Genomic DNA, 13,413 nt, shown 5'->3' on the forward strand with positions numbered 1-13,413 from the left:
CCGAAAGCTCCGCGTGGCTCGGCACCGTGCGGGAAGTCTGTGTCAGCCGGCGAGCCGCTGACGGAGGTCGGCGAGGCGCGACGAGACGCTCGCGTCGATCACGTCGTCCGCGATCTGCACGCGGAGGCCGCCCACGACCGTCGGGTCGACGATCGTGTTGAGCGAGACGTTGCCGCCGTACCGCTTCGCCAGGGCGGCGGTCAGCCGCTCGGTCTGCGCGGCGCTCAGCGGAGCGGCCGCGACGACCGTCGCGACCGCGCGCCCACGCTGGTCTGCGACCAGTCGGGTGGCCCGCGAGAGCAGCTGACGGACGCGGCGCTCGCGCGGCTGCTGCACGAGCGAAGACGCGATCAGCGTCGTGCCGGCGCTCGCGCGGCCCTTGAGCAGCGTCTCGACGAGTGCGCCCTTCGAGGCGGAGTCGCCCAGGCGGCTGCCCAGCGCGAGCTCCAGCTCGGGGTTGCCCGCGACCGTGCGCGAGAACGAGAAGAGCTCGGCCTCGACGTCGGCGCCGCGATCGGCGACCGCCGCGGCGCGGACGGCGAGCTCCTCGATCCCGTCGATCAGATCGTCGGCGGAGGACCAGCGCTCGGAGACGGCGGTCGTCAGCAGCGACGCCGTCGTGGGCTTGACGACCCGGCCGAAGACGTCCGCGACGATCTTGCGGCGGGCCTCGACCGGCGCGGCGGAGTCGGCGAGCGCGCCGCTCAGCTGCGACGAGTCGCCCACGGCGCGCGCCACGGCGAACAGCTCGCCGGCGACGTCGAGGTCGACGCCCGACGCGGCGCTCAGCGCCGTCGTCGTCGCCGCCAGGGCCTGAGTGGTCGCGCTGCCCATTACGCCTTCGCCCCTTCGGACGCCTCGAGCTCCGCGAGGAAGCGGTCGACGACGGCCTGAGCCTTCTTGTCGTCGGACAGCGTCTCGCCGATCACACCGCCGGCGAGGTCGAGGGCGAGCGTGCCCACCTCGCTGCGCAGCGACACGAGAGCGGTCTGGCGCTCGGCCTCGATCTGCGCGTGCGCGGTCGAGGTGAGGCGAGCGGCTTCCGCCGAAGCGGTGTCCTTCGCCTCGGCGACGATCTTCTTGCCGTCCTCACGGGCGGCGTCGCGGATCTCGCCGGCTTCCTTGCGCGCGTCGGCGAGCTGGGCGGTGTACTCCTCGAGCGCCGCCTCGGCCTTGCGCTGAGCCTCATCGGCCTTGGCGATGTTGCCCTCGATGGCGGCCGAGCGCTCGTCGAGCAGCTTCTTCATCCGGGGAAGGGCCACCTTCCAGAAGATGATCAGGATGACGATGAAGCAGACCGACGACCAGATGATGTCGTACCACGCGGGGATGAGCGGGTTGTGGGTCGCTCCCTCTTCCGCGGCGTACGCGACAAGAGCGTTCAGCATCCTGTCTCCTTAGGACTGTGTATCGGCGATCAGACGAAGATGAAGTAGGTCGCGATGCCGATGAAGGCGAGCGCCTCGGTGAAGGCGATACCGATCCACATGAGCACCTGCAGGCGGCCGGCGAGCTCGGGCTGGCGGGCGACGCCCTCGATCGTCTTGCCGACGACGATGCCCACGCCGATGGCCGGGCCGATCGCGGCGAGGCCGTAGCCCATCGTCGCGACGTTGCCGCTGACCTCTGCGAGAACCGTAGTTGCGTCCACGGGGGTGTTTCCTTTCGGTTGTGGGCGGCCTTCCGGCCGTCCCGCTTTCAGTGCTCTTCGGCGACCGCGAGCTGGATGTAGACCGCGGTGAGGAGAGCGAAGACGTACGCCTGGAGGACGGCCACCAGGATTTCGAACAGGGTGAAGACGAAGCCGAACGCGAGGCTGCCCGCGCCGAGGGCCGTCCACCAGCCGCCGAGGTCGACGACGAAGAACTGCGTGGCGGCGAAGAAGAGCACCAGCAGCAGGTGACCGACCATCATGTTCATGAGGAGTCGGAGCGTCAGCGTCACCGGACGGATGATGAACGTCGAGATGAGCTCGATCGGCGTGACGATGATGTAGATCGGCCACGGCACGCCCGACGGGAAGAGCGAGTTCTTGAAGAAGTTCCCGGGGCTCTTCTTGATGCCGGCGTAGATGAAGGTGACGTAGCTCACGATGGCCAGCGTCAGCGGCACCGCGATGATGCTCGTTCCGGCGATGTTCAGGAACGGGATGATGCCCGTGATGTTCATGAACAGCACCATGAAGAAGATCGTGGTGAGGATCGGCAGGAATCGCTGGGCGTCCTTCTTGCCGAGCAGGTCTTCGCCGATGTTCACCCGGACGAAGTCCAGGCCCATCTCGACCAGGCTCTGGAAGCGGCCGGGCACCACGCGCATGCGGCGCGTGCCGAGCCAGAAGATCACCACGATGGCGATCGTCGCGAGGAACTGGATCAGGTGGATCCGGTGGACCGGGATGACGCCGAAGGCTTCGAAGAGGATCTCGGGGAAGAACTCGTCGATCGAGGGCCCGTGGAACTCCGGGGGCGCATCAGCGGCAAGGGGGGCGATCAGGGTCGCAGCTTGAGTAAACAGCGCTGGCTCCAGCTTCGGGGCATCGGTCGAGAACCGTTGCGACGATGGTCGGTGAGCGTCACTCCGCAAGCGCTCACAAGGTGAGCGGGCGGGCGCGGAATCAGCCTATCAAACTTGTGAGGTCCCTGAATCCGCGAGGCCCGGCATCAGGCGCCGGACGGCGCGTCGGTGCGGTCGCCGGCATCGGGATCGGTCGGAAGCTGCACGTCGCTGACGTGCGGCACGCGCATGCGCAGGAGCACGACGACGTCGATCGCGAGCGAGGCGAGCACGCTCGCCACGAGGGCGAGGAAGAACACCGGGCCGACGATCCACGGCTGATCCCGCAGCACGAACAGCGCGATGAGGAACACGACGAACTTCAGGATCCACCCCCCGAGCACGATGCCGAAGAAGATCGGCACGTAGAGGGCGTCGCCGAACCACCGGTTCGCGATGAGGATGCTGGCGGCGGTGATGCCGAGGAACACGGCGGCGATGAGCACGCCCGCCAGGGCGCTCCACAGCCCGTCGGTCCCCGCGACGAGGAACCCGACGATCGCACCGACGACCGCGAGGACGGCGGTCACGGTTCCCGACCACACCAGGACGGTGCGCAGGATCGCGGTGCTCGAGAGCGGGGTGCGGGCGTTCGGCGTGCCGGGGTTCGGAGTGCTGGGGTGCGGGGTGCTGCTCATCGGGCGTCCTCCTGTGCGGGCGCGAGATCGGGCTGTGGTTCGGGTTCGGGATGCCGCGCCCGCGCCAGCTCGGCGGCGCGGCGGCGCGAGGGGGTGAAGGTGACGACGAGGCAGGCGGCGATGCCGACGAGGCCGTAGGCCGCGCCGATGAGGTAATCGCCGGGCCATTCGAGCGTCGTGCCGATGTACATGAGCAGCACCGAGAGGCTGACCAGCGCCGTCCACGCGTAGAAGATGAGGACCGCGTCGCGGTCGCTGTGGCCCATGTCGAGCATGCGGTGGTGCAGGTGCTTGCGGTCGGGCGAGAACGGCGACTTGCCCCGGCTCATGCGCCGCACGACTGCCAGCCCGAAGTCCAGCAGCGGCAGGAGCACGACGACCACGGGCAGCAGGATCGGGATGAATGCACCCAGCAGCTGCGAACGGCCGAACGAGTCGTTGTCGGCGATGAGCGCGGGGTCGAAGTTGCCGGTGATGGCGATGGCCGAGCACGCCATCAGCAAACCGAGCATGAGCGCGCCCGCGTCGCCCATGAACAGCCGCGCGGGGCTCCAGTTCAGCGGGAGGAAGCCGATGCACGCCCCGATCAGCACCGCGGCGATGAGCGACGACAGGTTGAAGTAGGTGCTCGCGCCGATGTCGCGGAACACCATGTACGAGTACGCGAAGAAGACCACGTTGGCGATGAGGCAGACGCCCGCCACGAGCCCGTCGAGGCCGTCGATGAAGTTGACCGCGTTCATGACCACGACGATCGAGAACACCGTGAGCGTGAAGCTGACCCAGCTCGAGAAGATCGTCATGCCGCCCAGCGGCAGCGTGTAGATCTGCAGCTGCCCGAACCAGGCGATCACGCCCGCGGCGAGGAACTGCGCCCCGAGCTTGATCATCCAGTCGAGGTCCCAGAGATCGTCCAGCACGCCGACCACGACGATGAGCGCCGTGGCACCGAGCAGCGCGTAGATCTGCTCGGGCTGCGCCCAGACGATCGAGAAGAACGGATGCTGCGACGAGACGGCGAACGCGGCCAGCACGCCGATGAACATCGCGATGCCGCCCAGTCGCGGCGTCGGCGTCGTGTGCACGTCGCGCTCGCGGATGCCCGGATACAGCTTGTACTTCAGGCTGAGCCGCCACACCGCCCACGCGAGGACGAAGGTGACCGCCGCCGTGAGGAGGATGATGAAGACGTACTGCTTCACGAGCGCTCGGGCTCCGGCGCCTCACGCGCAGGAGCCGCCTCGGCGGCAGGCGACGCGGCCACGGGAGGCGCGTCTGCCGCGGCATCCGTCTCCGCCACCGTGTCTGCCGCGGCATCCGTCTCCGCCACCGTGTCTGCCGCGGCGTCCGCCTCGGGCTGCTCGCCCGTCTGCGCCTGCTCGGCCGGCTCGGTGCCCGGATCGGGCTCGAGGAGGTCGCCGAGCACGTCGCGCAGCTGGGCGCGGCTGACGGCGCCCTCGCGCAGGACCTTCACTCGCGGCTCGTCGCCCGCGACCAGGCTGGTCGCATCGATGATGGTCGACGGGACGCCGGTCTTCGACGGCCCGTCGCCGAGGTACACCGCGACGCTGTCCTTCAGCATGCCCTCTGCGTCCTCGGCGGTGATGCCGGCGGCCATGCCGGTGAGGTTGGCGCTCGAGACGGCGAGCGGGCCGGTCTCCTCGAGCAGCTCGAGCGCGATGCGGTGGGCGGGCATGCGCACCGCCACCGTGCCGCGCGTGTCGCCGAGGTCCCACGACAGAGAGGGCTGCGACGGCAGCACGATCGTGAGGCCGCCCGGCCAGAAGGCCTCGACCAGGCGCTCGACGGCCTCGGGCACCTCGGCCACGAGCGCGCGGAGCGTGGTGAGGCCGGCGACGAGCACGGGCGGCGGCGACTGGCGCCCGCGCCCCTTGGCGGCCAGCAGGCGCGCGACGGCCTGGTGGTCGAAGGCGTCCGCGGCGACGCCGTAGACGGTGTCGGTGGGGAGGACGACGAGCTCGCCGCGGCCGATGGCCTGGCGCGCCTGGCGCATGCCGGTCAGCAGCTGCGCCTCATCACGGCAGTCGAAGATGGGGGACATGTCGCCCGACAGTTTAGTCAGGGCCACGGCGGGAATCCTGCGAGCCGGGCGACGACGTCAGGGACGCAGCGCCGTCGTGGCGCGGTCGCGCAGTGTGAGGTCGGGGTGCGTGGCCGGAGCGAGCCAGCCGTCCGCCCCGAGGATGGCGCGGATCTCCTCCCCCTGCCACTCGCCGTGCTCGATCACGATCAGCCCGCCGGGGTGAGCGAGCCGCAGCCCCACTCGACTGAGGACACGGACCACGTCCAGGCCGTCCTCTCCCCCGTACAGGGCGGCTGGCGGGTCGAAGAACCGCACTTCGGGGTCACGCGGGATCGCGGCATCCGGCACATACGGCGGATTGGATGCCACGACCGAGACGGTGCCGTCGAGCTCGGGGAACGCGTGCTCGAGGTCGATGAAGGCGAGCTGCGCGTTGTCGGCGTCGACGAGCGCGAAGTTCTCCTTCGTCCACACGAACGCGTCGACCGAGTTCTCGGCGGCGAACACCCGTGCGTGCGGCACCTCGGTGGCCAGGGCGAGGGCGATCGCGCCGCTGCCGGTGCCGAGATCGACGGCGATCGGAGAAGCGGATGCCGCGGCCCGCAGCGCGTCGATCGCCAGCTGCGCGACCATCTCGGTCTCGGGCCGGGGCACGAACACCCCGGGGCCGACGCGCAGCTCGAGGTGCCGGAACGGCGCCGTGCCGGTGATGTGCTGCAGCGGCTCGCGGGTGACGCGCCGGGCGACGAGCGCGTCGAGCCGGGCGGCGTGCTCGGGCCCGAGGCGATCGCCTCGGATCGCGGCCGCCTGCACTCCTCCGCGGCCCGCGCCCAGCACGAACGCGGCGAGCAGCTCCGTGTCGACGGCGGGATCGAGGATGCCGGCGGCCGTCAGGCGCGCGGCGGCGCGGGCGAGGGCGTCGGAGAGCAGGGGGGATTCGTCGGGAGAAGGCATGACCGCATCCACTCTAGGCCGCGAGACACCGGCGCTCGGCGCGCGGGGTGCGCGGCGATGCGGCGTCCCACCGGGGCTTTCCGGAGGGATGCGCCGCACAGGATACCCGCGCCCGGCCAGGCTTTCGTCATAGAAGGACTCACAGGAAAACCCTCCCCCTAGGCTGGTGCTCGATCAGCCGAGAACCCGCGAAAGGCCCCGACATGACCGGCATCCATCCCGACATCACGTCCGCATTCGGCAACACGCCGCTGGTGCGCCTGAACCGCGTCGCGGAGGGCGTCGGCGGCAACGTGCTCGCCAAGCTCGAGTTCTACAACCCGGCCTCCAGCGTCAAGGACCGCCTGGGCATCGCGATCATCGACGCCGCCGAGGCATCGGGCGAGCTGAAGCCGGGCGGCACGATCGTCGAGGCCACCAGCGGCAACACCGGCATCGCACTGGCCATGGTCGGTGCCGCTCGCGGCTACCGGGTGATCCTGGCGATGCCGTCGTCGATGTCGATCGAGCGCCGCCTGCTCCTGAAGGCCTACGGTGCCGAGCTCGTCCTCTCCGACCCTGCGGGCGGCATGAAGGGCGCTCTCGCGAAGGCCGAGGAGATCCTCGCTGCGACTCCCGGCGCGATCCTCGCGCGCCAGTTCGAGAACCAGGCGAACGTCGAGGTCCACCGCAAGACCACCGCGGAGGAGATCCTCCGCGACACCGACGGCCAGGTCGACTACTTCGTCGCCGGCATCGGCACCGGCGGCACCATCACCGGCGTGGGCCAGGTGCTCAAGGAGCGCGTGCCGAACGCGAAGGTCGTCGCTGTCGAGCCGGCCGACTCGCCGCTGCTCACCAAGGGCACGCCCGGCCCGCACAAGATCCAGGGCATCGGGCCCAACTTCGTTCCGCCGATCCTCGACCAGGGCGTCATCGACGAGGTCATCGACGTCGAGTTCCCCGACGCGATCTCGACCGCGCGCGCCGTCGGCACCCAGGACGGCATCCTCGTGGGCATCTCGTCCGGCGCCGCGATCTGGGCGGCCCTCCAGGTCGCCGCACGTCCGGAAGCGGCCGGCAAGAACATCGTCGTCATCGTCCCCTCGTTCGGCGAGCGCTACCTGTCGACCGCGCTGTACGAGGATCTGCGCGAAGATTGAGTCGTCACGACGGCGCGCCGGTCACCCCGACCCGTTCGGGAGCCGGCGCGCCGTCTTCGTCTTTCCTCGCACCGCCTGACTCCAGGGAGCACCACGTGCCCGGCATCCATCCCGACATCACCACCGCATTCGGCGAGACGCCGCTCGTGCGCCTCAACGCGCTCGCCGAGGGCCTCCACGCGGAGGTGCTCGTCAAGCTCGAGTTCTACAACCCCGGCTCGTCGGTCAAGGACCGCCTGGGCTATGCGCTCGTCGAGGCGGCGGAGCAGGCGGGCGAGCTGGTTCCCGGCGGCACCATCGTGGAGTCGACGAGCGGCAACACCGGCATCGCCCTCGCGCTCATCGGCGCGGCCCGCGGCTACCGCGTGATCCTGACGATGCCCGCCTCGATGTCGAAGGAGCGTCGCACGCTGCTCAAGGCGTTCGGCGCCGAGCTGGTGCTCACCGATCCGTACAAGGGCATGACCGAGGCCGTGGAGACCGCCCAGCGCATCGCGGCCGAGACTCCGGGGGCGATCCTGGCGCGGCAGTTCGAGCACGCGGCGAACGCGGCGATCCACCGCAAGACGACCGCCGAGGAGATCTGGCGCGACACCGACGGCCGCGTCGACGTCTTCGTGGCGGGCTCCGGCACCGGCGGCACCGTGACCGGCGTCGGGCAGGTGCTCAAGCAGCGCAACCCCGACGTGAAGATCGTGCTGGTCGAGCCGAAGGACTCGCCCGTGCTCACGGAGGGCCGCGCCGGGGGCCACCGCATCCAGGGCATCGGTCCCAACTTCGTGCCCGACGTGCTCGACCGCTCCGTCGTCGACGAGGTGTTCGACGTCGAGTTCGACGACGCCATCGAGGTTGCCCGCGCGCTGGCGACCCGCGAGGGGATCCTCGCGGGCATGTCGGCCGGCGCCGCGGTCTCGGCCGCGCTCGAGATCGCCGCGCGTCCCGAGTCCGCCGGTACGCGCATCGTCGTGATCGTGCCCGACTCGGGCGAGCGCTACCTGTCCACGGCGCTGTACGCGCACCTGCGCGACCCGGAGGAGGAGAGCAGATGACCGACGAGCGCATCGGGTTCTTCGCGCGCGTGCGCGAAGACGTCGCGGCGGCGAAGCTGCGCGACCCGGCCGCCCGCGGCGGCCTCGAGATCGCCGTCCTCTACCCCGGTCTCCACGCGATCTGGGCGCACCGCGTGTGGCACGCCCTCTGGACGCGCGACCTGCGGTTCGTCGCGCGCGCCGGATCGCAGATCACCCGCTGGCTCACCGGCATCGAGATCCACCCCGGCGCCACCATCGGCCGACGGTTCTTCATCGACCACGGCATGGGCGTCGTGATCGGCGAGACCGCCGAGGTCGGCGACGATGTGATGCTCTACCACGGCGTCACGCTCGGCGGCCGCCAGCGCGAGGGCGGCAAGCGCCACCCCACCATCGAGGATGGCGTCGCAGTAGGGGCGGGCGCGAAGATCCTCGGGCCCATCACCGTCGGCGCCGGCTCCGTCGTGGGTGCCAACGCCGTCGTGACGAAGGACGCGCCGGCCGACAGCGTGCTCGTCGGCGTGCCGGCCAAACCGCGTCTCCGCCGCACCGGCGAAGACACCCGGGCACTGCTGACGACGCCCGAGTACCACATCTGACGCTGAAGGGCGGGGACGGATGCCGCACCCCGGCCGTGTCGTGCGTCAGGCGGCGCTGCGGCGGTAGATGGCGGCCGCCGCGGTGCGGGACGGCGCGTCGAGCTTGCGCAGGATCGCCGACACGTGCACCGACACGGTCTTGACGCTGATGTAGAGGCGCTCGGCGATCTGTCCGTTGCTGAGCCCCTCGGCGACGAGGGCGAGCACCTGCTCCTCGCGGGCCGTCAGCCTCGATCGCGGCGCATCGCCTGCGAGGCCGGCATCCGTCATCACACTCCGCGCCCGCTCGGCGAGGCCCTCCGCTCCCAGCTCGTCGGCGTGCGCGGCCGCCGCCGCGAGGGCCTCACGCGCGGCGGTCCGGTCGCCGTCGGCGAGCAGCGCCTCGCCGTGCCGTACGCGCGCGTACGCGCGGATGTAGGCCGGCCCGGCCGCGTCGGTCGCGAGCGACCACGGCCCCTCCCCCAGCTCGGCGGCGAAGACGGCGGCCCAGAGGGGCGTGACCGGCCAGTCGGCGTACGTGCGCAGCACCTCGCGGTACGGCGAGACGTCCTCATTCTCGCCGCGCTCGCGGAGCGCCGCGACCGCGCGTGCCGCGACGGCGGTCAGCGGGAGGGCGAGCACGCCCCCGGCGGTGGATTCCCACGCCAGTCGCGTATGGGTCAAGGCCTCACGCGCGTCGCCGCGGGCGAGCGCGAGCTCCCCGCGGTCGTAGGCCATGCCGTAACGGGTCTGGTACTCGTACGCGCCGAACCGGTCCAGCTCCAGCCGGGCGGCCTCCAGCGCGGCCTCGGCGCCGTCGATGCGGCCCCGCCAGATAGCCAGGCACACCAGCCGCTCGCGGAGGAATGCCGAGTACAGCCCCGGTTCGACCATCGGGAGGAGGGCCCCCAGCTGCTCCGCCTCGCGGAGCCGCCCGGCGTAGATGTGCGCCTCGATCACGTTGGCCTCGATCATCGCCAGAGGTCCGATGTCGGCCACGTGCGAGCGCCCGTACGCCATCCCCTCCCGCGCGATGGACACCGCGTCGTCGTATCGGCCGACCTGCATCAGCGTGTTCGAGAAGTTGATGTAGTAGCGCATCATCGCCCGGACGAAGCCGTCGGCGTGCGCGCGGGCCACGTCGAACAGCTCGACGCCGCCGAGGTCGCCGATGCTGGCGCGGCAGGTGGCCGCGATGAGCAGACCCTGCGCGACGATCTCGGCGGCGCCCCGGTCGCCGTCAGCTGCGGCCGCCTCCGCCGTCGCGCGCGCCTGCGCGGCCACGTCGGCGCCGCGCAGCTGCCGGCCGTTCAGCATGTGCACCCGCGCCGAGCTGAGCAGCAGCCCCGCCCGCTGGACGTCATGGCGGTCGTCGTCGCCGAGGATCCGGAGCGCCTCCTCGATGCTCTCCTCGCCGTCCGACACGCCTGCCTGGAACTGGATGGTGGCGAGATCGCCGAACATCTCGGCGCGACCGACCACGTCGTCCTCCGGCCACAGCGTCACGGCCTCCTGCGCGAAGGCGAGAGCCCGGTCGTTCCGGTTCGCGGCGGCGAGCGCTGCGGAGGTCCGCCGCAGCACCTCGACGCGCGTCACCCCGCTCACCGCCTCCGCCTCGGGCACCGCGTCCCACAGCTCCAGCGCGCGCTCCCCCGCCTCGGCAGCCGTCGACCACGCCGAGGCGACGTTCGCGGCGCGCTGCGCGGCGACGGCCGCCGCCAGCGCGCGGTCGGGCACGTGCGCGGCCCGCCAGTGGTGCGCGATGTCGGCGAGCACCCTCGCCGTGGGAGCGGCGTCCTCGAGTGCGACCGCGTAGGCGGTGTGAAGGCGGGTGCGCTCGGTCGGCAGCAGCTCGGCGTACACCGCCTCCTGCATGAGGGCGTGCCGAAAGGCGTACGCGTCGTCGCGGATCACCACGACCTGCGCGTCCACGGCGCCGCGCACCGCGGTCTCGAGCAGGGACTCGTCGCCCTCGAAGACGGCGCGCAGCACCAGGTGGGAGACCTCGACCCCGCCCGTGGCCAGGACGCGCGCGAAACGGCGGGCCTCGGCATCCAGCCGCTCGTAGCGCAGCAGGAGCACGTCGCGGAGCGAGATCGGAAGCCGCTGCCCCGAGAAGCTCGCCAGCTCTTCGACGTAGAACGGGATGCCGTCGCTGCGGGCCACGATGTCGTTCAGCACGCCGGCGGGCAGGGTGTCGCCGTGCACCGCCGTGGCGAGTGCGGCCACCTCCGCGGGGGTGAGCCGGGCCAGCGGCCGGTGGGTCAGCAGGCGGGCGCGGTCGAGCTCGGCGAGGACCGGACGGAGCGGATGCCCCCGCCCGAGGTCGTCGGTGCGGTACGACAGCAGCACGAACAGGGGCAGGGCGGCGGCCCGGCGCACCAGGCGCGACGCGATCTCGGCGGTGGTGCCGTCGGCCCAGTGCAGGTCCTCGATGATGACGACCAGCCGGTGGATGCGCGCGAGATGTGAGAAGAGTTCGACGACGACGTCCGCGAGACGCGCCGCCTCGTCGGGGGAATCCGCGAGGACCGGCACCAGCACCCCGAGGGCGTCAGCGCCCGGACCCGCCGCCTCGCGCACGGCTGCGACGCCGAGCGCATCGACGAGGTCGCGCAGGAGGTCGGTCACGGCCGTCAGCGGCGCCGGACCCGACCCGGAGTCGACACAGGAGCCGCGCACGATGACGACGTCGTCGTCCAGTCCCTCGGCGAAGTCACGCAGCAGGCGCGTCTTGCCCATGCCGGCGTCACCCGACACGACGACGGCGCGGCCCTCCTCACCGACGGCGTCGACCTCCGCGCGCAGCGCGTCGAGGTCCGCCTGGCGGCCGACGAGGGGCACCCGGCCGATCTGCATACCGCCCATCATCCCACCAGCCTTCCGGTGAGGTGGCCGCCCCGGGATCGGGAGGATTCCCTATCTTCGGTGCGCTTCGAGTGTCAGGCCCGGCGGTCCTGCGCCTTGTTCCTGATGAACAGCGGCGGCAGCAGCCAGGTGGCGAGCGCCGTCACGAGCCAGACGATCAGCGTGCCGATGATCCACGCCACCGCACCGTCGATGCCGATGCCGGCGGCCGGGATCAGCACCGCGATGAGGAGCGCGACGAACGTCGACAGCAGCCCGATCCCGCCGATGAGCGCGTTCGCATGCCGCCGGGTGATCTTCAGCAACCACGGCGCGAGCACGCTCTGCAGCACCGCGAAGATCACGACAGCCAGCACGATCCCCCACCAGTCGTCCCAGTGCAGGGAGAAGCCCGGGAGGATCAGGTCGGCCGCGATGAGGCCGAGCGCCGCCGACACCAGGAAGATGAGGGCGCGGATCAGGAGCGTCAGCACGCTCGAAGCCTAGCGTCGCGGCATCCGATCTCCGCGAAGCGCCACGGGCGTCAGGCGTCGGCGCCGAGGGCGGCCAGACGCGCCTCCTCGTCGGCCTGGATCGCCGCGTCGACCACGGGGCCGAGCGCGCCGTCCATGACCTGGTCGAGGTTGTACGCCTTGTACCCGGTGCGGTGGTCGGCGATGCGGTTCTCGGGGAAGTTGTAGGTGCGGATGCGCTCGGAGCGGTCCATGCCGCGGATCTGCGACCTGCGGGCGTCGGATGCCGCCGCCTCGAGCTCCTCCTGCTGCTTCGCGAGGAGGCGCGCACGGAGCACCCGCATGCCCGCCTCGCGGTTCTGCAGCTGCGACTTCTCGTTCTGCATCGACACCACGATGCCCGTGGGCACGTGGGTGATGCGCACCGCGGAGTCCGTCGTGTTCACCGACTGCCCGCCGGGCCCGGACGATCGGAAGACGTCGATCTTCAGGTCGTTCGGATCGACGTGGATCTCTTCGGGCTCGTCGACCTCGGGGAACACGAGCACACCGGTCGTTGACGTGTGGATGCGCCCCTGCGACTCGGTCGCCGGCACACGCTGCACGCGGTGCACGCCGCCCTCGTACTTGAGGTGCGCCCAGACGCCCTGCGCGGGATCGGACGAGGAGCCCTTGATCGCCACCTGGACGTCCTTGTAGCCGCCGAGGTCGGACTCGTTGCGCTCGAGCAGCTCGGTCTTCCAGCCCTTCGACGCGGCGTACTGCAGGTACATGCGCAGGAGGTCCGCCGCGAACAGCGCCGACTCGGCGCCGCCCTCGCCCTGCTTGATCTCCATGATCACGTCGCGCGCGTCATCGGGATCGCGCGGGATCAGCAGCCGCCGCAGGCGCTCCTGCGCCTCGGTGAGCTTCGCCTCGAGAGCCGGCACCTCCTCGGCGAAGGCCTCGTCCTCACGCGCCAGTTCGCGGGCGGCATCCAGATCGTCGGATGCCGCCACCCAGTCCTCGTGGGCCTTCACGATGCGCGACAGCTCGGCGTAGCGCCGGTTCACCCGCTTGGCGCGCGCCGCATCGGCGTGCACCGCGGGGTCGGAGAGTTCCTCCTGGACCGCGCGGTGCTCGTCGATCAGCCCCTGAACGGACTCGAACACGG

The 13,413-nt window shown here is 71.2% G+C and carries 13 protein-coding genes and 1 pseudogene; 3 read left to right on the forward strand and 11 right to left on the reverse strand.

Annotation, left to right across the window (positions count from 1 at the left end):
* Positions 1-42: 42 nt before the first annotated feature.
* The 8 genes and pseudogenes from IM770_RS07100 to prmC form a co-directional block, all read right to left on the reverse strand.
* Positions 43-834: a F0F1 ATP synthase subunit delta gene (locus IM770_RS07100; RefSeq protein WP_203580450.1), complete on the reverse strand. Its 792-nt coding sequence runs from the start codon at positions 832-834 to the stop codon at positions 43-45.
* Positions 834-1,388, reverse strand: a complete 555-nt coding sequence (locus IM770_RS07105) for a F0F1 ATP synthase subunit B (RefSeq protein ID WP_203580451.1) — start codon at positions 1,386-1,388, stop codon at positions 834-836. Before IM770_RS07105 ends, IM770_RS07100 begins: the two co-directional genes overlap by 1 nt.
* Positions 1,389-1,417: 29 nt before the next feature.
* Positions 1,418-1,651 (reverse strand): ATP synthase F0 subunit C, encoded by a 234-nt coding sequence (gene atpE, locus IM770_RS07110; protein WP_109210051.1) that lies wholly within the window; start codon positions 1,649-1,651, stop codon positions 1,418-1,420.
* 47 nt (positions 1,652-1,698) lie between these two features.
* Complete coding sequence (atpB, locus tag IM770_RS07115) at positions 1,699-2,493, reverse strand: F0F1 ATP synthase subunit A (RefSeq protein WP_239065927.1); 795 nt, start codon at positions 2,491-2,493, stop codon at positions 1,699-1,701.
* Positions 2,494-2,660: 167 nt separating this feature from the next.
* On the reverse strand, positions 2,661-3,191 hold the full coding sequence (locus IM770_RS07120; protein WP_203580452.1) for a Cg1360 family ATP-synthase-associated protein: 531 nt from the start codon (positions 3,189-3,191) through the stop codon (positions 2,661-2,663).
* On the reverse strand, positions 3,188-4,393 hold the full coding sequence (locus tag IM770_RS07125; protein WP_307785395.1) for an MraY family glycosyltransferase: 1,206 nt from the start codon (positions 4,391-4,393) through the stop codon (positions 3,188-3,190). The genes IM770_RS07120 and IM770_RS07125 overlap by 4 nt, the downstream gene beginning before the upstream one ends.
* Before the next feature lie 194 nt (positions 4,394-4,587).
* Positions 4,588-5,253 (reverse strand): annotated as a pseudogene (locus tag IM770_RS07130) (L-threonylcarbamoyladenylate synthase); the annotation flags it as partial.
* A gap of 57 nt (positions 5,254-5,310) precedes the next feature.
* A complete protein-coding gene (prmC, locus tag IM770_RS07135; protein WP_203580454.1) occupies positions 5,311-6,189 on the reverse strand; it encodes a peptide chain release factor N(5)-glutamine methyltransferase in 879 nt (292 codons plus the stop codon).
* A 203-nt stretch (positions 6,190-6,392) separates the two neighbouring features.
* Between prmC and cysK (IM770_RS07140) the strand changes: the two genes are divergently transcribed.
* The 3 genes from cysK (IM770_RS07140) to epsC all read left to right on the forward strand — a co-directional run bounded on the left by cysK (IM770_RS07140) (position 6,393) and on the right by epsC (position 8,961).
* On the forward strand, positions 6,393-7,331 hold the full coding sequence (cysK, locus tag IM770_RS07140) for a cysteine synthase A (RefSeq protein ID WP_203580455.1): 939 nt from the start codon (positions 6,393-6,395) through the stop codon (positions 7,329-7,331).
* Between the two features lie 95 nt (positions 7,332-7,426).
* Positions 7,427-8,380, forward strand: coding sequence for a cysteine synthase A (gene cysK, locus IM770_RS07145; RefSeq protein WP_203580456.1), 954 nt, complete (start codon positions 7,427-7,429; stop codon positions 8,378-8,380).
* Positions 8,377-8,961 carry a serine O-acetyltransferase EpsC gene (epsC, locus tag IM770_RS07150; RefSeq protein ID WP_203580457.1) on the forward strand — a complete coding sequence of 195 codons (585 nt, stop codon included), beginning with the start codon at positions 8,377-8,379 and terminating at the stop codon, positions 8,959-8,961. Before cysK (IM770_RS07145) ends, epsC begins: the two co-directional genes overlap by 4 nt.
* A gap of 45 nt (positions 8,962-9,006) precedes the next feature.
* Here epsC and IM770_RS07155 read toward each other — a convergent pair whose 3' ends face one another.
* The 3 genes from IM770_RS07155 to prfA all read right to left on the reverse strand — a co-directional run bounded on the left by IM770_RS07155 (position 9,007) and on the right by prfA (position 13,411).
* Complete coding sequence (locus IM770_RS07155; protein WP_203580458.1) at positions 9,007-11,799, reverse strand: helix-turn-helix transcriptional regulator; 2,793 nt, start codon at positions 11,797-11,799, stop codon at positions 9,007-9,009.
* An 83-nt stretch (positions 11,800-11,882) separates the two neighbouring features.
* Positions 11,883-12,281, reverse strand: a complete 399-nt coding sequence (locus IM770_RS07160; RefSeq protein WP_203580459.1) for a phage holin family protein — start codon at positions 12,279-12,281, stop codon at positions 11,883-11,885.
* A 50-nt stretch (positions 12,282-12,331) separates the two neighbouring features.
* Positions 12,332-13,411, reverse strand: a complete 1,080-nt coding sequence (prfA, locus tag IM770_RS07165) for a peptide chain release factor 1 (RefSeq protein WP_203580460.1) — start codon at positions 13,409-13,411, stop codon at positions 12,332-12,334.
* Between the last annotated feature and the right edge of the window lie 2 nt (positions 13,412-13,413).

It is taken from the genome of Microbacterium hibisci (genome assembly GCF_015278255.1).
Lineage (GTDB): Bacteria > Actinomycetota > Actinomycetes > Actinomycetales > Microbacteriaceae > Microbacterium > Microbacterium hibisci.

Excerpts from the sequence above, each read along its gene's own strand:
- IM770_RS07100 (WP_203580450.1), bottom strand. The coding sequence starts at position 834 with ATGGGCAGCGCGACCACTCAGGCCCTGGCGGCGACGACGACGGCGCTG.
- IM770_RS07105 (WP_203580451.1), bottom strand. The coding sequence starts at position 1,388 with ATGCTGAACGCTCTTGTCGCGTACGCCGCGGAAGAGGGAGCGACCCAC.
- IM770_RS07120 (WP_203580452.1), bottom strand. The coding sequence starts at position 3,191 with ATGAGCAGCACCCCGCACCCCAGCACTCCGAACCCCGGCACGCCGAAC.
- prmC (WP_203580454.1), bottom strand. The coding sequence starts at position 6,189 with ATGCCTTCTCCCGACGAATCCCCCCTGCTCTCCGACGCCCTCGCCCGC.
- cysK (WP_203580455.1), top strand. The coding sequence starts at position 6,393 with ATGACCGGCATCCATCCCGACATCACGTCCGCATTCGGCAACACGCCG.
- epsC (WP_203580457.1), top strand. The coding sequence starts at position 8,377 with ATGACCGACGAGCGCATCGGGTTCTTCGCGCGCGTGCGCGAAGACGTC.
- IM770_RS07155 (WP_203580458.1), bottom strand. The coding sequence starts at position 11,799 with ATGCAGATCGGCCGGGTGCCCCTCGTCGGCCGCCAGGCGGACCTCGAC.